Genomic DNA, 18,132 nt, shown 5'->3' on the forward strand with positions numbered 1-18,132 from the left:
ACGGGGGAAAGGGTGTGGGCTGGTCGGACTCTTCCGTGGTTTTACGTCATGCCGAACAGCCTCCGCATGAATCGGGCTCGCTTACACGGTCGCATCAATGGCCTCCGCTTCTTCGCTTGTCGACGCCCCGTCTTCGCGCCGCAGGAATCGCCACGCACCGAAGCCGAAGAGCAACAGGCCTAGCACGAGCATCCACGCGAGCGTCTGCATGCCGGTATCCGGCAGAAGTGCGCCGATGATGCCTGTGAGCCGGAGCGCGCCGTAGCCGTCGGTGGCGGTAAGCGTCTGTCCGTTCGACGTCGCCGTGATGGTGACGTCGCCGAAGTAGCTAAACGTCTTATCCGTAGGCTCGCCGGAGATGTCAACGGTCACCGTGCACGTCAGCGACTGGCCGCTCGGCACGGTTCCTCCGGCGCACACCGAGGCCGGGATGACCCCGTCTTCGCCAATGTCGGTGCCATTGACGCTGTAGCCGGCCAACGAGGGGTCTTTAAACTCCGTGACCTGGGCGTCGAACACGCCGGTGTTCTTCACCGTGTAGGTGATCTCCATCGTCGTGGCGTCATCGGCAAGGATCGCGCGATCGGCCACCGCGCCGGTCACCGCGCTCACCGGGGTGCCCGGGATGCGCTTGGTCACCTCGATGCCGGGGAAGCTGTTGAGCACCGTAAGTGCCCAGCGATCACCCGCGGTCGAGGTGTCCTCCCCGCTGGTCGCCAGCGCGACGAAGGACACGGTGCCCGAGCTTGAGGAGGCCGCGGCGTCGCCGATGAGGTCCCCGCTGGTCTGAACGGTGAGCGCGGGGTTGGCCTGGGGGTTTGCGTCGTCGACCTCGGTGACCACGCAGGTCGAATCCACGGGGACGTCTTTGATAATGTGCGTACCGCCGTCCTTGAGCTCGAAGGACTGGTCCGCGGCGCTGCACGCCTGGGTGAAGGCGAACGTGTTGCCGCTGCCTGGCTCGCCTTCGGCTTCCTTGGTAAATCGGACGTCGTATAGCGCGCGCGGGTGGTAGAACTCCGCGCCGAGCACGAAGGTTACCGAGTCGCTCGGGGCACTACCGGGCACTGTGAACGTCGTGTTGTAGACCTTCGAACCCACGTCCCCGAAAGGAACCTGCGTGAGGTTTTTCGAGGTCCCGTTGTACGCCTCGCCGGCCCATTCCGCGTAGCGCATGTAGGGACGCCGGTCCCCGCCGACGACCTCGACCTGGCCCCGGGCGGCGAGAGCGGGGCTGCTTTCTGCGTTGATTGCGCACTCTAGGCCGACGGGGAGGAGGACGGTATCATCCGACACGACGCTGCCGTTGGTTGTCGGCAGCGTGCCTTCAACGACGCTGGTGAGCGGGTACGTCTTGGTCACTTCCCCCGCACCGCAGGTGATCACCAGCGTGTAGCCCGCCTCGGCGGCCCCGCCGAGGTAGCCGGCCTGGCGCAGCTTGAGGCCGACGGGTGCTGTGCGTCGCTCGATGGTGTCGGTGAAGGTGAACTTCGTCGGCTCGGTCGCTCCAGGTACCGGGGCGCGGCCCGTCGCGGTAGCTGGGTCTTTAGGATCGGGGTCCTCGTTCGACGCCGATGCCACGCTCATGGTGAGCTCCTGCGGCAGGCCCGCCGGGGCGACCTCCCGGAAGGTACAGAGCGAACCAGCGGGAACGAGTGCGCCCGGGCTGGTGTAGGTCCACGGGGTGCTCGACGTGGTGAAATCACCAGTACCGAGGGAGTTCGGGATGGTGTTGTCGTCCGTGCCGATGACGTTGGTCTGGAAGCCGATCGCCTTGCACTGCATGGCGAATTGGAACCGCGTCTCGGTCAACAGGGAGAGGTCCTCCTGCGTGCCTTCCACGCGCTTTTCCAGCTGCACAGGGGAGTACTGGTAGTTGTAGTGGTTCGTCAGCGTGACGTGGTTGGCCGCCGCGTCATCGACGGTGAGCACGGCCGGCGAGCTCGTCACACCATCGTCGAGGGCAGTGTCTGCCACCGCGTTGCCGCCGGCTCGGTCGATGACCCAGTCCACTTCCTCGGGCTTGAGGTAGGCCTCGAGCTTCTGGCCACCATCGCGCATCTCTAGACGCAACGATCCGAAGTTATCGCCGTCGATCTTGCAGTCAGCGCCGACTGGCACCCCGGTATAGGTCGTGGTGCCCTCTCCCGTAATCGACTGGGTCTGCTCGAAGAGCATGGCAGTATCCCCCGTCTCCGGGTCGAAGCACTGCAAGTGGAATTGGTGAGTGTAGAGCTGTTTTTGCAGGTCCTGGCCAGAAGCGGCGTACTGCTCCCGCACGTTGGCGGGCAGGATCGCGACCTTGTCTAGCTTGATGTCCGTCAGGCGGCGGGAGTAGACGTTTTGAATCGTGATTAAGTCATCGCCCTCCCGGGCGGTGAACTCGATCGAGTTGCCGTCGACGCTGGTGTTCCCCTCGCCGGTATTGAGACCGATCTTGGTGGTCAAGGTCACGCCACTGGCTGTCGTCGTCGCCCCTTCGGACCCAGCGCACTCCGCACCCTCGGGAATGCCCCCCTGGGAAAGGGTTTGCTCATCCTTGATGGTCGTCGAGATGTTCACCAGCGGCGAGCCATCGGGGCTGGTGCACACGAGAGTGATGGGGAACTGCCGATCCCGCTTGATTTGCTTGCGCGGGTCGGAGATGTATTGCTCCGTGGCGGTATCGAAGATCACCTGCTTGGTGCTTGTGACTGTCGACGGCTTGTAGCTATAGTCAGCCGAGACGCCGAACACCGTGGACTGGCCGATGGTAAAAGGCGTGCCAAGAGCAATGGTTGAGGGGTCCGAGGACTGGGTATCCAGCTCACGGTTGATCTTGTACTCAGTGCCCTTGTAGTTCGTGCGCGTGAGGCTATCCGGGTTAGCCTCGCTGATCACGCATTCGCTGCCGAGGGGAAGCTCTTCCGCAGTGACGCGTCCTTCCTGGCCGTCTGTGAGGTTGAACGTGAAGGTCTTCTCCACTGCCGTCGTCTCCGCGGGTGGCTCTGCGGGATTGACCACAACCGCCTCGTTGACGGTGCAGACGAGAGTGTAGGACATACCCCCGGCGGGAATGAGCTCCTCTTCTCCGCCGAGGGCCTGGTAGATGGTGAAACCATCGCCGGCTGCGGTAAACGTGTTCGTCGCCGTCACGGAGTTCGTCGGAGCACTCACAGTAATTCCGGGAACGTTCGTGTCCATGATGACAGCGGCGCTGAGGGTGGGCAGGTCCTCCGTGAACGTGCAGGTGTTGCCGTAGGGAACGCCCATTGCGCCTTCCTGGTCGTTCGCCGCCGGGTCAGTTGCCTGGAGCACCGTCGACCCATCGGCCGCGACCTGCGCAGTACCCGTGAGGAAGACGGCACTTTGCCCTATGTTCCTCGTGCCGCAATTAAAGCGGAAGGTATACGAGCTGGGCACATTGAGGCCAGAGGTGTTGACTACGTCCTTGTTCAGCGTGACGGTGCCAAGCTTGTAGTCGTAGGAGTTCTCCACCGTCACGAGGTTGCGTTCACCGGTTTGCGTGAGCCAGACCTTGAGCACGGACGCGTTGTGCGCCTGGCTGTTATCCACCTCGGTGGGGATATCGCTCGCGTCAAAGGAGCGCACGCGTGCACCCGTAAAGACAGTATTGGCGGTATCCCCCGGCGCGTTTTCCCACACGTTGCAGCTCGATCCCACGGGCACGTTGCCTATCGACGCCTCACTGCCGTGCCCCCCGAGCTGCGCGGTGCCCTCGGTGACCTTGCCCGTGGGTGCAGTGCAACGGTAGTTCGCCGTGTAGGTGGGGCTCACTAGATCGGGGCTACCTGAAGCCGGCCCGACGATGAGCTTGTTCACAAACACCTCGCGGACGATGTATTCGTATCCTGTGTGGAAGTGAATCTCGCTGCGCGCGCCGTCGGTTTCCGGAAGCGTGAAGTGGTAGGAGTAGTTTGCCGCGGGATCAACCTCCACCGTCGCACCGTCGACGGTGACTGTGCGACCAGTAAACCGGATCTGATTTCGCTGCTCCCCCGCCAGGTCCGTTAAGGGGCGCACGGTGCAATCCTGCCCCACCGGGATGCCGGAGAGCTCTGTGCTGCCCGAGACCGCGGTGCCCGAACGGGACATCGTGATCGTCGCGGTCCACTTCGGCAGGTTTGTCGCGGCGCAGGTGACCTCAAAGGAGTAGTTATCAAGCTGGAATCCGTCGATGACCGGGTCGCCGAAGATCTCCTTGCTTAAGACCAAGGTGCCCGTGCCGTAGTTGTAGTTGTCGTAGGCGTGGGCGGTGTTAGAGTCCTGCAGCTGCACGGAATACGAGTTGGTTCCCCCGTTCGGGTTCGCCACCGGCCCGGTAGGCGCCGTGTTCCATTGCAGGTCGAGCTTCGTGCCTGACGGCGGCGCGGCAGAGGCGGGATCCTCTGTCACCGTGCAGGATGATCCCTTCGGCAGCACGCCGGTGGTCTGCGAGGTACCGCGCTCGAGGGAGGCGAATCCCGTCAGCTCGAGTCCGGGGTAGGCCTCGCTTGCGCGCACGTTGGAGACCGTAAGGTCCGTACACGTGTAGTTCAACGTGAACTGGCGCAGCTGGATGTCTTTGTAGCCGGCGGCGTTTCCGGTGACCGACTTCTGCAGATTCAGCGTCGTGGGCAAGAATCGTGTCTTCCACTGCACTGAGCAGGACGGGACGCGACCGGTCGGGTCAGTCACCACAACCTCGCTCCAATTTCCCCCTGGCGCGTTGTTGACCCTTACCGGCATATCTTCCGGTTCGCTCCCCGCCTTAAACGTACGGGTGATCGCCGTGGAGTTCGAGTCCGTGAGCGTGCAGGTCCACGTCGGCTCGTAGCGCTTCGTCGCCATGTTCGCCTGCGCGCCGGTGGCGGTGGAGCGGTAGACCACCGAGCCGGCGTAGGAGTTATCTGCATTGCGCGCGCGGATGTAAGCCCCCGTCGTCCCCGGCGTGACATCGATAGGGGTATCGGTGGTGCCCTGCCTGTCGTAGACCTTCAAATCGTTGGGGCTAAACGTGGTGACCTGGCCGGTCTGTTGCTGCTCAAAGGCGGTGGAATCGACGCTCACGGCGGTTGCGGGCACGGAGGCGCGGGAGAGGTTGATGCCCATGGCAAAGGCCTGAACAGTATTGGTGTAGGCACCCATACCAATTCGCAGTGCGGACGGGTTTTTCGTCTCAAAGGTCCAGGTTCCGGGTCTCTCCGGCGGGTTGAGTGTGAAACCAGGAACGCGGCAAACAAAGTCTTTGAATCCTGCCACCGCGGCAGGCCATTCAATAGGCTTAATAACAGTGCCCGGACCGAACATTGTGTCTTGATGATTCGCGCCCGTACAGGCCTGATCATAGCCCTGAGGAGTGACGCGGCCGTAGCCCATTGTGGTTCCCCCAGTAGAGACCACGGAGATGATTTCGCCGACGGAGCCGTTTTTCTTCGTACCTTCCGCGTCGGCGAAGACCACACTAAAGTCCTGGCGCACCCCGCCCTTTGTCACAGCGATCTGGTCTGCGTAAAGCTCAATGTATTGGGTGGACACCTTGCGAATAATCGGTGTACCTCCATCCCCGGCATAGGGATGAAACACACCTTGACCGCTCGTAGAGTCGCCGAATGCGCTACCGGTGCCGAGCCTCCCGTTCTGTGTCTCCAGGTAACCGTCTCGAGCATCCGAGTTCTGGATGCTCAGCCGCATCGTGAGCGTGTATGGCCCGATGGTTTTGGTCACGACATTGCCGTTGAACTCGCTGCGGTTGAAACTAATCCAGCACGTGTTGTTTGCGTAGTCGCGAGCGAGGTCGCCCTGCCGGAAAGAGCAATCTTTGAAGCTCCAGTTCGTTGCGTTGGGCACGGTCGCCTGCGCCTGCGCCTGCGGGACGCCTACGGGCGCCGCGACGATCGCGAGCGCAACGAGGAGCGTTGCCACGATCGACAGTGTGCGCCGCGCGCACTCGCTCATCGAGGGGGATGCAGCCGAAAACATAGGTGAGATGGCCTTTCCGAAAAGTGGGTGCTCGACCGTGCAGCGCCCAGCGAGCCTTCTACGAGGCAGCATCCAGCTGAACGCAACTAAACGACTAATACCTCCAGGATTATGACAGCTATACGGCAGTCAAGCAACACTTAGGGGTAAAACTTTCCCCTCAAACAATACAGATCTCCGCCCCGAAAAGGCCGACACTACAGCACCTAACCCCAGGTCAGGCGGGTTTTTCGGACGATGCCTCCAGGCCGGTAAACAGCGGCGCACGCCCCTCCCTGCGCGCGGCGGCGGCTTCAAGGAAGTCCGGGGAGCTCATCGCGGCATCCCGGAACGAGGATCGCTCGTCGGCGCTAAAGAGGTCGGGGGCGAGCTCGGCCTTAATATTGCGCACGGTCAGCGGCGCCTTCGCCGCCGCGACCTCCGCGATCTCCACCGCGCGCTCACTCTCACCCGCCGTGACATATCCGCAGCTCACGGCGTCGCCGAGCGGGAGCGGGGCGCCGGCGATAAGCATGGCGCGGGCGCGCGAGGCCCCGACGTAGCCGACCAGGCTGGAGGCGACCCAGCCGTCGACGCCGATGGCCATGTCGGCCACGGGGAGGGCAAAGCGCGCCGTCTCGGCGGCGACGCGGATGTCGCAGGCCATGGTGAGCATCATCCCGGCCCCGATGGCCGGGCCGTTGACGTGGGCGATGATGGGCGCACTGTGGCGTCGCAACGCATGGATGAGACGCTCGAACTCGGCGAAGAACTCGCCGCCCAACCCGTCTTTCAAGTCCGCGCCCGCGCAAAACGCGCTCCCCGCCCCGGTAAGAACGATCGCACGCGAGGCGGAGGCCTGAATCGCGTCGCGCAGCTCGCGCACGAGCTCAACCGTCAGGGCGTTGCGCCGCTCGTGGCGGTTGATGGTCAGCAGCGTGATGCGCCCACGCTGCTCGCGCAGGAGATCCACCTAGTCCCCGATCTGGTCGCGGCCACGCTTGACAATCTGCGGGTCGGGCTCGCCGACGATCTCGTGGTCCTTGTTGGTGTATTCGAACTTGCTGAGGATGTAGCGCATCGCGTTGATGCGCGCGCGCTTTTTGTCGTTGGACTTAATCGTGATCCAGGGCGATTCGTCCGTGTCCGTGTAGCGGAACTGCTCCTCCTTCGCCCGGGTGTAGTCGTCCCACTTATCCAGCGAGGCAAGGTCCATCGGCGAGAGCTTCCACTGGCGCACCGGGTCGACCTGGCGGATGGCGAAGCGGGTGCGCTGCTCCTTCTGCGTCACGGAGAACCAGAACTTCGTCAGCGAAATCCCGGAGCCGAGGAGCATGTTCTCCAGCATGGGAACCTCGCGGAGGAACTCGGCGTGCTGGGATTCGGTGCAAAAGCCCATGACGCGCTCGACGCCGGAGCGGTTGTACCACGAGCGGTCAAAGAAGACGATTTCGCCAGCGGCGGGAAAGTGCTGGATGTAGCGCTGGAAGTACCACGACGTGCTCTCGCGTGGCGACGGCTTCTCCAACGCCACCGTGCGGGCACCACGAGGATTGAGGTGCTCATTGAAGCGCTTAATGGTGCCACCCTTGCCGGCCGCGTCGCGCCCCTCGAAGAGGATGATGTGGCGCTGACCTGTGTCCTTGGTCCAGTTCTGCCACTTGAGAAGCTCGATCTGCAGGGCACGCTTGGTCTTTTCGTACTCTTCGCGCGTCATCCGCTCGTCGTACGGGTAGTTCTCGCGCCAGGTCTCAATCGGGGTCCCGTCCGCCTGAAGCAGGACCGGGTCGTCCTCGTCGGAGTCATCCACCCAATACCCCTCGGTCTGGGCGAGGTCCACCATTGGCATGTCGTCTTCTTTGTGGTCTTGTGCCATGAAGCACATCTTAGCGCCGGTTGCGGCTTGTCGCCCGCTAACTTCCACGCCCCGGCGGGCGCGCAAACCTGCTGCGCATACGCAAAAACCCCGCCACTTGGGCGGGGTTTATCAGCAGGCCCTAGGCCTGTGCCTCTAAGGGTTTAGAGGTACTTGGCAGCGACGGAGAGCATGTCGGCGATGTTCTTGGACAGGCCGCCGATGGTCTTGATGAAGTCGAGGAGCTCGCCGGTGACGGTGTCACCGGAGGAGAGCTGCGCCCACTGCAGGGTGTCGAGCTTGAACTGGATGTCAGAGTTGGTGACGTTGGGTTCCATGGGTGGTTTTCCTTTCAAGTTCGGTGACGCATCGACCGCGTATCACCGGGGAAGCGATTTGGGTGGGTGCGAAAATTACTTGTCCGCGGCATTGATCGCGGGTTGGTAGTCACCCTCGAAGACACTGGAGGTGTTGTTGATGATGTCACCGTCGTCGGTGGCCCAGTTACCGAAGGTATCGAACAGGCCGGCGAAGCCCTGGAAGAACTTAGCGAAAGCCTCGGCGAACTTGCCGAAGTCGCCGAACTGGGTAGCGATGGTACCGAGGTCCATATTTTCCCCTTAGAGGATTGGTGCCAGTATGACTGGCAGAAGCTTGATGTGTACTGACACCCTTGGGGCGTCGTAGGGGCAATAATGCCACATCGATGGCAGGGGTCAACCCCTCCAGATCGGCCGGTCCGGCACGATTTGTAACCTTTTCGTTACCTATTCCACCGGTTACGGTTCCGTACGTTTCCGTGCCAAATCATTTCAACAGCGCTTATAGGTTCCACAGTTTTAACTACATGTGAACAAGAGCTGAACGATTTTCCTAAGTAATCTCTTTTATTTATCCGTGAAACGGCTGAATACTACCCTATTTCGGGGGTATTTTGGCCCGTTTTCCCCTTCAGTGGGCCGCCTCTCCCCATGGGCCCACAACCAGCCGCCAGGTTCACGACATTCCCCGGAGCAACGCTGCCAAACCGGCCCAACCACCCTAAAGTAGGTAGAGGATCCTAATTTTCCCGCACAAACCCTCGCGCATATATAAGGAGAACACGCATGCCCACATCGACAGAGTGGACCCAGATCCCCGATTCCGAAGCTCCTGCGGCACCCCGCGGCGGCACCGTCTACCGGGTGCGCTACACCGCCGAGGGCGCGCGCGGCCCGGTTCCCATGACGGGTCTGGTCACCGTGCCGCCCGCCCCGCGTGACGACGGCACCATTGCCAGCTGGGCCCACGGCACCACCGGGCTATCGACTTCGAGCGCGCCATCCCTCTACAAGGAGGGCGACCCCATCGGCCGCTACATCCCGCACTGGACGGCCTACCTGCAGCACTGGCTTGACGCCGGGTTCATCGTCACCCAGCCGGACTACGAGGGCCTAGGCGTCGACGAAGTGCCGGGCACCTACATGCACCGCGCCTCCCTCGCCTCTTCGATCAACCGCCTCGTCGAAGAGGCCGCAGCACGCTTCTCCCCCGGTGCGCGCTGGGTCAACGTGGGCTTCAGCCAGGGCGGGTACGCGGCGCTGGCAGCATCGGACTCTCCGGCTGACAATTTGGCCGCCACGATCGCCATCGCGCCTGGCGATACCGAGCTTGTGAACAAAAACCTCCGTCTCATGGGCATCCGCCCTGTCGACGTGGCCAAGATGCTCAAGGGCAAGGGCGTGCGCTTCTTCCCCATCGTCATGGCCGGCGCGATCAACGCGTTCGAGGAGGTCGACCCGGCAGACTTTGCCAGCGAGCGCGGCGCGGAGCTCATCGAGAAGGCCCAGCAGCTCTCGCTTCCCGAGCTCACCGACGAGGTCGAAGGCGTCTCCGGCGGGGAGCTTTTCATCTCCAAGGCCAACACCAAGACCATGCAAGATCTTCTCGACGCCCAACGGCTCGAGCTCATGGCACCCCAAGGCCCCCTCCTCATCCTCACCGGCGATAACGACACCACCATCAACCGCGAGGCCGTCAAGGCCACCATCGCAACGTGGGAGGCCAAGGGCATCACGGTCGACTACCGCGAGGTGCCTGACTCAGACCACAACGGATCCGTCCGCAATAGCTTCGACATCCAGGCGGAGTGGGTGCGGCAGTACGTGGGGTAGTTCGAGGCACCGTGCTGCAGAGTTCATCTGCAGCCGTTACTCGACCTTCTCGTTCTCCTCCGACCTGACAGTACGAATGAACTTTCCGAGGAATTGAAAGACTGCCGGCGACAAAAAGAGGCCGGAGAGTACGACATCATTGCTCATCGCAAATGCCAGCAGCGCCGTGATCACAGAGGCCACGAACATTGCGAAGCTCATCCACTGCCCGCGTCTGATCGAATCCACGTCGCCATGTGCCAAGGTGATGATTTCATCCGTAGATGCTTCGACGCTTCGCTCAGCCATTGAGAACGCCCGTTACGCCAGCTCCGGGTCTATCTCTCGATACTGCGCCAAAGTTTCGGGTGACGGGCCAGATTCGCTCCGCTGCGGGGTGTCCTGTGCACACCAGAGTGACACAGCTTTCGGCGCCTATACAGCAGCGCCCTCCCAAGAAATACATGGAGAGGGCGCTGCGGGTTGCTTCAGGCGTCGCTAAGCAGATGCTTACATCATGCCCATTGCTTCCGGATCCATGCCAGCGCCCGCGGCACCAGCCGGCTCCGGCTTGTCGGCGACGACAGCCTCGGTGGTGAGGAACAGCCCAGCGATGGAGGCGGCGTTCTGCAGGGCGGAACGGGTCACCTTCGCCGGGTCGTTGATGCCAGCGGCCATCATGTCGACGTACTCGCCAGTCGCGGCGTTGAGGCCGTGGCCCAGCTCGAGGTTGGAGACCTTGTCGGCCACCACGCCCGGCTCCAGGCCGGCGTTGAGAGCGATCTGCTTCAGCGGGGCGGAGAGAGCCTCGCGGACGATCTTCACGCCCGTAGCCTCGTCACCCTCGAGGCCGAGCTCGCCCTCGAGCTCCTTGGCGGCCTGCAGCAGGGCCACGCCACCGCCGGCAACAATGCCTTCCTCGACGGCAGCCTTGGCGTTGCGCACGGCGTCCTCGATGCGCAGCTTCTGCTCCTTGAGCTCAACCTCGGTGGCGGCACCGACCTTGATCACGGCAACGCCGCCGGCGAGCTTGGCCAGGCGCTCCTGCAGCTTCTCACGGTCGTAGTCGGAATCCGAGTGCTCGATCTCGGCACGGATCTGCTTGACGCGGCCATCGATCTGAGCCTGGTCGCCAGCGCCCTGGACGATGGTGGTCTCATCCTTGGTGATGACAACCTTGCGGGCCTGGCCGAGCAGCGCGAGATCGGTGGTTTCGAGCGAGAGGCCGACCTCCTCGGAGATCACCTGGCCGCCGGTGAGGATCGCGAGGTCCTGCAGCATAGCCTTGCGGCGATCACCAAAGCCCGGCGCCTTCACAGCAACCGACTTGAAGGTGCCGCGGATCTTGTTGACCACGAGGGTGGAAAGGGCCTCGCCCTCGACGTCCTCAGCGATGATGAGCAGCGGCTTGCCGGACTGCATGACCTGCTCGAGCACCGGCAGGAGGTCCTTGACGTTGGAAATCTTGGAGGAGACGAGCAGGATGTACGGATCCTCCAGCACGGCCTCACCGCGCTCCATGTCGGTGGCGAAGTATGCGGAGATGAAGCCCTTGTCAAAACGCATACCCTCGGTGACCTCGAGGTCAACGCCGAAGGTGTTGGACTCCTCCACGGTGATGACGGAGTCCTTGTTCACCGAACCGTTGCCCACGGCGTACATCGCCTCAGCGATCTTCTCACCGATGGAGGAATCACCCGCGGAAATGCCGGCGGTCGAGGCGATCTGCTCCTGCGTCTCAACCTCCTTCGCGGTCTCGAGCAGGTGCTTGGCCACGCGCTCCGTCGCCGCCTGGATGCCGCGCTTGATGCCCATCGGGTTGGAGCCCGCCGCGACGTTGCGCAGGCCCTCGCGCACGAGCGCCTGGGCGAGCACCGTTGCGGTGGTGGTGCCGTCGCCGGCGACGTCGTCAGTCTTCTTAGCTACTTCCTTGACCAGCTCAGCGCCGATCTTCTCGTACGGTTCCTCGAGCTCGATCTCCTTGGCGATGGTCACGCCGTCGTTGGTGATCGTCGGGGCTCCCCAGGACTTCTCCAGGACAACGTTGCGGCCCTTCGGGCCGAGGGTGACCTTGACGGCATCAGCAAGCGTGTTCAGCCCGTTTTCCAGGCTGCGGCGTGCTTCCTCGTCGAATGCGATCATCTTTGCCATGTGAGTTAGGTACTCCTCTTACTTCGTTGAGAGTGTTCGTTTGATGGCGCCACTCAACGTCGGTTCAAGCAGGCGCCCGCGACGGCACGGCTGGTGAGTGAGACAGCCTCACCCGCTCTAGCACTTGGATACCTTGAGTGCTAACCCATTTTTAGCAGTCCCGCCCGGCGAGTGCAAGGTGTTTGCAGAGCGGCACGTCCGCTCTACCCCGGGGCGGCCATCCCCCGCACGGTTGCGTGCGGCTGGGCCGGAGGGGGATGGGGCGGATGAGACTTGCGGGACCCGGGCAATGTTTGCCCGGGTGGCCGAATCTTGGCCGGGCTTCGATGTGACATCCCGGCAGGTGGGCGGGGTGGGATGTCACATCGGAGGGTTTTCGGGGTGCGTTTGCCCAGGTGATCCGCTCTCGGCGGGGCTTCGATGTGACCCTACGGCTCCGAAACGTCACATCCAACGATTTTCCGGCTGCGTTTTCCCAGGTGGTCACAGTCACGCAGGGCTTGAATGTGACATCTCGACAGGCTAGGCGGGTGAGATGTCACATTGAACGAAAACCCGGGCACAAAACCCCAGGTGGTCACAGTCACGCAGGGCTTGAATGTGACATCTCGACAGGCTAGGCGGGTGAGATGTCATATTGAACGAAAACCCGGGCACAAAACCCCAGGTGGTCACAGTCTCACACCGCTTGAATGTGACCCTACGGTCCCGAAACGTCACATCCATCCCAAACCGCCCCCCAAAAAACCAGGCGGCCACACCGAACACCCCCGGAAACGTGACATCCCACCGCCCGCGCACAACCTCTCCACCCACAATCCACGCGCAAAGCACCGACAGGGCCGGTGGTACGTTCGAACCCATGGAAAAACCCAACCGTGACCGCATTTTCGCAGACCTTTCATCCCTCGTATCGTTCAACTCCCCGCACTCGGTGCCGGAGCTCGCCGAGCAGCACGACGCGGCGTGCGCGTGGGTGTGCGAGGCCTTAGAAGGCCAGGGCTTCGAGGTCACCCGGCACGCGACTGTCGATAACGCGGATGCCATCATCGCCCGCCGCCACATCGCCGATAACGCCCCGACGGTGCTTCTCTACAGCCACTACGACGTCGTCCCGGCGAACAACCCGGAGGAGTGGACGTCGGACCCGTTCACGCTGACGGAGCGCGACGGGCGCTGGTACGGGCGCGGCGCCGCAGACTGCAAGGGCAACATCGCCATGCACCTCGAGGCGCTGCGACTGGCAGAGCCCAAGGCCAACATCACGGTCGTGGTCGAGGGTTCCGAGGAGCTCGGCGGCAACGGCGGGCTGGAGAGGCTCATCGAGGCCTCTCCCGAGCTGTTCGCGGCGGATGCGATCCTCATCGCCGATACCGGTAACGTCGCGGCCGGCACGCCGACGCTGACCACGCAGCTGCGCGGCGGCGCGCAGGTCCGCGTGGATGTACAGACACTCGAGGGCGACGCGCACTCCGGTAACTTCGGCGGCGCGGCCCCCGATGCGGCTGCTGCGCTGATCCACATCGCGCGCTCGCTTTTCGACGACCATGGGCGCACCACCATCGACGGAGTCAACTGCCTCGGCACCTGGGAGGGCGACGCGTATGACCGCGAGACCTTCCGCAAGGACGCGGGTGTGCTCGAGGGCGTGCAGCTCTACGGCACCGTCGACGACGAGCCCGCCGACATGGTCTGGGCCCGCCCGGCGGTGACCATGATCGGCTTTACCTCCCGCCCCGTCGACGAGGCCCTCAACGCGGTGAACTCGCACGCCAGCGCGCAGTTTAACCTCCGTGTCCCCGCCGGGATGAGCGCGGCGGAGACCGCGGCCAAGCTCGAAGAGCACATCAACGCCAACACCCCGTGGGGAGCCCAGGTGGATATCGAGGTCACCCAGATCAACGAGCCCTTCGCCACCGACATCACAGGCCCCGCAATCACGCTGTTCGGGGAGTGCCTGCGGGAATCCTACGGCGCCGACTCCCTCGCCGTCGTCGGCTCGGGCGGCTCGATCCCGCTGACGATCACCCTGCAGGACAACGTCCCGGGCGCGGAGATCGTCCTCTTCGGCGTCGAAGAACCCCAGTGCGGGATCCACGGCGTGGACGAGTCGGTCGACCCGACCGAGATCGAGCGCATCGCCCTCGCCGAGGCCGAGTTCCTCACCCGGTTCGGAGCCTAAGACCCCCCCTTGCGCGGGACGCCGGGAGCCAGTAGTGTGATGCGCATGACAGCGAAGCGAGTAGTAGCGGTAGGAAAGGCTACGCACCCCGGCCATAGTTAAACGGCCTTTCGTGGCACGGGGAAGTAGTCGCTAGGGCAACCCAGAAAAAATTTGGGCCGACTCACTCCCCCACACGGATAAGGAATCGCTCGCCATGGCAATCACCGCCACCACACCCACCGCCCACAACCTCCTCTCCGACTACCGCGACCCGTTCCAGGCTCGCTACGACATCGACACCCGCCTGCCCAAGGAACTGCGCGAGCAGGCCCGCGGGATGGACTGGGGGCTGTTCATGGCAACCTACGCGCCGGCACCGACGATGCAGGTCGTTGTCACGGGCGTCGATAAGCTGAACTGGTGCGATAGCCTCTACACCGCCGAGCTGACGCGCACATCGAAGACGCGAGCCCCCGAGACCACGCACTGTGAGGTCACCGCCTCCGGCCCCCTCGCCGCGATAAGCGCCATCCTGGCCGAGCACGGCCGCTACGTCGAGGTCTTGGCTTTCCACCAGATCGCGCTGCACGAAGCCACCGTGACCTGCGTCAAGGTCGCCCACCAGGTCAACCACACCCGCAGCGCGTGGGCCGTCGGATTCGGCCCTAACCCGGCCCACTCCGTCGCCTCGGCGCTCTCCGCCGGCGCACAACGCATCTACGGCAATCTCTAAACCCTGCTACACTCATAGGCGTTCATTGCGTCGCCTTCGCGGCGGCGCATATTTTTTAATTAAAAACTTTTCCTCCCGACGGCGGCAGCACGCGCGTCGCCCGTCCAGCCGAGAAATGGAGGGGTACGCATTGTGCTGACATTGCTCTTAGCACTCACAGTTGCCATGATCGCCGCGCCGATCATGCTGCGCGCCATCGGCCGGGTCACGTTTGCCCTCATCGCGCTCGTCCCGCTCGCGGGGTTTGCCTGGATCTTAAGCCTGTTCAACGGCGGGGTGTTCTCCGACGGCGGGGCCATCTTAGCCACCTACGAGTGGATGCCCAGCACGAACCTCAACCTGGAGTTCCACCTCGATGCGCTCTCCGGGCTCTTTAGCCTCATCATCCTGGGCGTCGGCGCGCTGGTGCTGTTCTACTGCTGGGGCTACTTCGACTCCAACCCGCGCCGCCTCGCCGTCTTCGGCGCGGAGCTCACCATGTTCACCATGGTGATGTACGGCCTCGTCATTGCCGATAATTTCCTGCTCATGTATATGTTCTGGGAGCTGACTTCGGTTCTGTCGTACCTGTTGGTGTCCTACTACGGCGAGAGGGCCTCCTCCCGCCGCGCCGCCCTGCAGGCGCTCATGGTCACCACCTTCGGCGGGCTAGCCATGCTTGTGGGCATCGTGCTCTTCGGTGTGACGACAGGCATCTGGCGGCTCTCCGAGATCTCCCAGCTCGACCAGGTCGCCGCCACCCCAGGCATCGCCGCGGCGATCGTGCTCATCATGCTCGGCGCCCTGTCGAAGTCCGCGCAGGCTCCGTTCCATTTCTGGCTGCCCGGGGCGATGGCCGCGCCCACCCCGGTCTCCGCGTACCTGCACTCCGCCGCGATGGTCAAGGCCGGAATCTACCTTGTCGCCCGCCTCGCCCCCGACTTCGCGGCGGTACCCACCTGGCACATCGTCGTCTGTGGCATGGGGACCTTTACCATGCTGCTTGGTGGCTGGATGGCGCTCAAGCAGACAGACCTTAAGCTCATTTTGGCCTACGGCACCGTCTCCCAGCTCGGGTTCATCTTCGCGGTCATCGGCATTGGCTCGCGCGAGGCTACCATGGCCGGCCTCGCGCTGACCATGGCACACTCTATTTTCAAGGCGACCTTGTTCATGGTCGTCGGCGCGATCGACCACACGACCGGCACCCGCGATATTCGCAAGCTCACCGGCCTGGGCGGCAAGGAGCCGCTGGTGGCCGGCCTCGCCATCGTCTCGGCGGCCTCCATGGCGGGCATCCCCCCGCTCTATGGGTTCGTGGCCAAAGAGGCCGCGCTCGACGCGGTGCTCCACGAGGAGTTGCTCCACGGGATGCCCGGCTACATGCTGCTCACCGGGCTTGTCGCGGGCTCCGTCCTCACCATGGCCTACTCGCTGCGCTTCATCTTCGGCGCCTTTTTCTCCCTCGGCTCGCCCGCGGACGGGACTGTGTCTAAAGCTGTAGCGCACATGCATCCGATTGGGCCCACCCTGTGGCTCTCCCCCGCGGTGCTCACCGTGCTCACCGTCGCACTTGGTCCCTGGCCGGGCTGGGTGAGCGGTGTGATTAACGAATACCTCGACGTGCGCTTCCCGGAGGTTGCGGCGAGCGAGCTCGCGTTGTGGCACGGCTTTACCATCCCGCTCGCGCTCACGGCACTCATCGTCGCGTTGGGCACCTTGATGTTTTGGCAGCGCGACCTCGTCGCGCGAGCGTATTTCGAGCGCCCCGCGCTTGGCGACGCCAACTCGGTGTGGGACAACATCATCCGCGCACTCTCGATTACCTCGCTGCGTTTGACGGCGTCGACCCAGCGCGGCTCGCTGGCGATCAACTTGGCCACGATTTTCTTCGTGCTCATGGTGTTCCCGCTGCTCTCACTCATCCTCGGCCAGTCCAACGACATCCGCATCATCGTCGCCGACAACCCCTGGCAGGCGTTTACGGCTGTGCTTGCCTCGCTGCTCGCGCTCGGGGCGGTGATGCAGCGCAACCGCCTCTCCGGAGTCATCATTGTCGGGCTCACCGGCTTTAGCCTTGCACTTATCTTCGCCTTGCACGGCGCTCCCGACCTCGCCCTGACCCAGATACTCGTAGAGACCATCGTCATGGTCATCTTCATGCTCGTGCTGCGCAAGCTCCCTGCAAATCTGGAGGCCCGCGGCGATAGCGACGTGCGCCTGCGTGCCTGGCTCTCTATCGGCACTGGGCTCTCCGTGGTCATCATTGCTATGACCGCGATGTCGGCTCGGGTGGCAGAGCCGATCTCAACGGCGATGCCGGGCCTCGCCTACGAGATTGGCCACGGCCGCAATGTGGTCAACGTTTTGCTTGTAGATCTCCGCGGGTTCGACACCTTCGGAGAAATCACCGTCCTTATCATCGCTGCCACAGGCGTGGCCAGCCTCATCTTCGGCACTGGTTCATTCCACCGCCAAACCCGCCGCCCGGTGCTCTCCGCGACGGTGCCGCGCTGGCTTGCTTCCCAGGCCGGCTCCGAGACGTCGCAAAACCGCCACCTCATGGTTGCGGTCTCCGCGCGCATCCTCTTCCCCTCGATGATGCTGCTCTCGGCCTACTTCTTCTTCGCCGGCCACAACGCTCCCGGCGGCGGCTTCGCCGGCGGCCTCGTCGCCGCCCTGGCGTTCTCGCTGCGCTACATCGCGGGGGGCCGTAAGGAAATCGAGGAGGCGCTGCCCATAAACCCGTCGACGCTCTTGGGCACGGGTCTGCTGCTCTCGGCCACGGCGGTGGCTGCTCCCCTCCTCCTCGGCAACCCACCTTTGACCTCCGCGCACGTGGAGCTCGAGCTGCCGTTCATCGGCGAGGTGAGCATCGTCTCCGCGATGCTTTTCGACGCCGGGGTCTACGTCATCGTCATCGGCCTTATCCTCCATATCCTCAACTCCTTCGGAGGCTTCCTCGACCGGGAGGAACAGGCGCGCAAGGACCGCGTGAAGGGTCGCGCCCGCGCACTATTGGAGAAAAACGAAAAACGCCGAGCCGCCCAGACGAAGCGCCGCGTCGAACGAGCCGGGCGCAGTACGGATGCCACCGAGCCTGGAACGCCTGCGCCGCAACGCGTCTCCGTTGCGGGCGGGTCGACGTTGATAAGTGAAGCCCAAAGGAGAGATTGAG

At 63.4% G+C, this 18,132-nt stretch carries 11 protein-coding genes; 4 read left to right on the plus strand and 7 right to left on the minus strand.

What is annotated here, in order from left to right:
• Positions 1-81: 81 nt before the first annotated feature.
• From C3E79_RS09500 to C3E79_RS09515, 5 genes are all read right to left on the minus strand, one after another.
• Positions 82-5,961 carry a DUF5979 domain-containing protein gene (locus C3E79_RS09500; RefSeq protein ID WP_158268484.1) on the minus strand — a complete coding sequence of 1,960 codons (5,880 nt, stop codon included), beginning with the start codon at positions 5,959-5,961 and terminating at the stop codon, positions 82-84.
• A 217-nt stretch (positions 5,962-6,178) separates the two neighbouring features.
• Positions 6,179-6,913 carry an enoyl-CoA hydratase-related protein gene (locus C3E79_RS09505; protein WP_235840620.1) on the minus strand — a complete coding sequence of 245 codons (735 nt, stop codon included), beginning with the start codon at positions 6,911-6,913 and terminating at the stop codon, positions 6,179-6,181.
• Positions 6,914-7,816 carry a polyphosphate kinase 2 gene (gene ppk2, locus C3E79_RS09510; protein WP_108405156.1) on the minus strand — a complete coding sequence of 301 codons (903 nt, stop codon included), beginning with the start codon at positions 7,814-7,816 and terminating at the stop codon, positions 6,914-6,916.
• 143 nt (positions 7,817-7,959) lie between these two features.
• The gene (locus tag C3E79_RS11425; protein WP_158268485.1) at positions 7,960-8,133 is read right to left on the minus strand and encodes a hypothetical protein; all 174 of its coding nucleotides are present in this window, start codon (positions 8,131-8,133) and stop codon (positions 7,960-7,962) included.
• A gap of 75 nt (positions 8,134-8,208) precedes the next feature.
• Positions 8,209-8,406 (minus strand): PorH family porin, encoded by a 198-nt coding sequence (locus C3E79_RS09515; RefSeq protein ID WP_108404685.1) that lies wholly within the window; start codon positions 8,404-8,406, stop codon positions 8,209-8,211.
• Positions 8,407-8,901: 495 nt separating this feature from the next.
• Between C3E79_RS09515 and C3E79_RS09520 the strand changes: the two genes are divergently transcribed.
• Positions 8,902-9,948 carry an alpha/beta hydrolase family protein gene (locus C3E79_RS09520; RefSeq protein WP_108404686.1) on the plus strand — a complete coding sequence of 349 codons (1,047 nt, stop codon included), beginning with the start codon at positions 8,902-8,904 and terminating at the stop codon, positions 9,946-9,948.
• Positions 9,949-9,984: 36 nt separating this feature from the next.
• On the opposite strand, the gene C3E79_RS09525 is transcribed toward C3E79_RS09520, so the two are convergent.
• Together C3E79_RS09525 and groL are read right to left on the minus strand one after the other, a co-directional pair.
• Positions 9,985-10,236, minus strand: a complete 252-nt coding sequence (locus C3E79_RS09525) for a hypothetical protein (protein ID WP_108404687.1) — start codon at positions 10,234-10,236, stop codon at positions 9,985-9,987.
• 201 nt (positions 10,237-10,437) lie between these two features.
• Entirely contained in the window at positions 10,438-12,078 is a 1,641-nt protein-coding gene (groL, locus tag C3E79_RS09530) for a chaperonin GroEL (RefSeq protein WP_108404688.1), read from the minus strand.
• A gap of 862 nt (positions 12,079-12,940) precedes the next feature.
• Between groL and C3E79_RS09535 the strand changes: the two genes are divergently transcribed.
• From C3E79_RS09535 to C3E79_RS09545, 3 genes are all read left to right on the plus strand, one after another.
• Positions 12,941-14,260, plus strand: coding sequence for a M20/M25/M40 family metallo-hydrolase (locus C3E79_RS09535; protein WP_108404689.1), 1,320 nt, complete (start codon positions 12,941-12,943; stop codon positions 14,258-14,260).
• Between the two features lie 196 nt (positions 14,261-14,456).
• A complete protein-coding gene (locus C3E79_RS09540) occupies positions 14,457-14,975 on the plus strand; it encodes an acetyl-CoA acetyltransferase (protein WP_108404690.1) in 519 nt (172 codons plus the stop codon).
• 132 nt (positions 14,976-15,107) lie between these two features.
• Entirely contained in the window at positions 15,108-18,131 is a 3,024-nt protein-coding gene (locus C3E79_RS09545) for a Na+/H+ antiporter subunit A (RefSeq protein ID WP_108404691.1), read from the plus strand.
• Position 18,132: the final 1 nt, after the last annotated feature.

Source organism: Corynebacterium liangguodongii, assembly GCF_003070865.1.
GTDB classification, from domain to species: domain Bacteria; phylum Actinomycetota; class Actinomycetes; order Mycobacteriales; family Mycobacteriaceae; genus Corynebacterium; species Corynebacterium liangguodongii.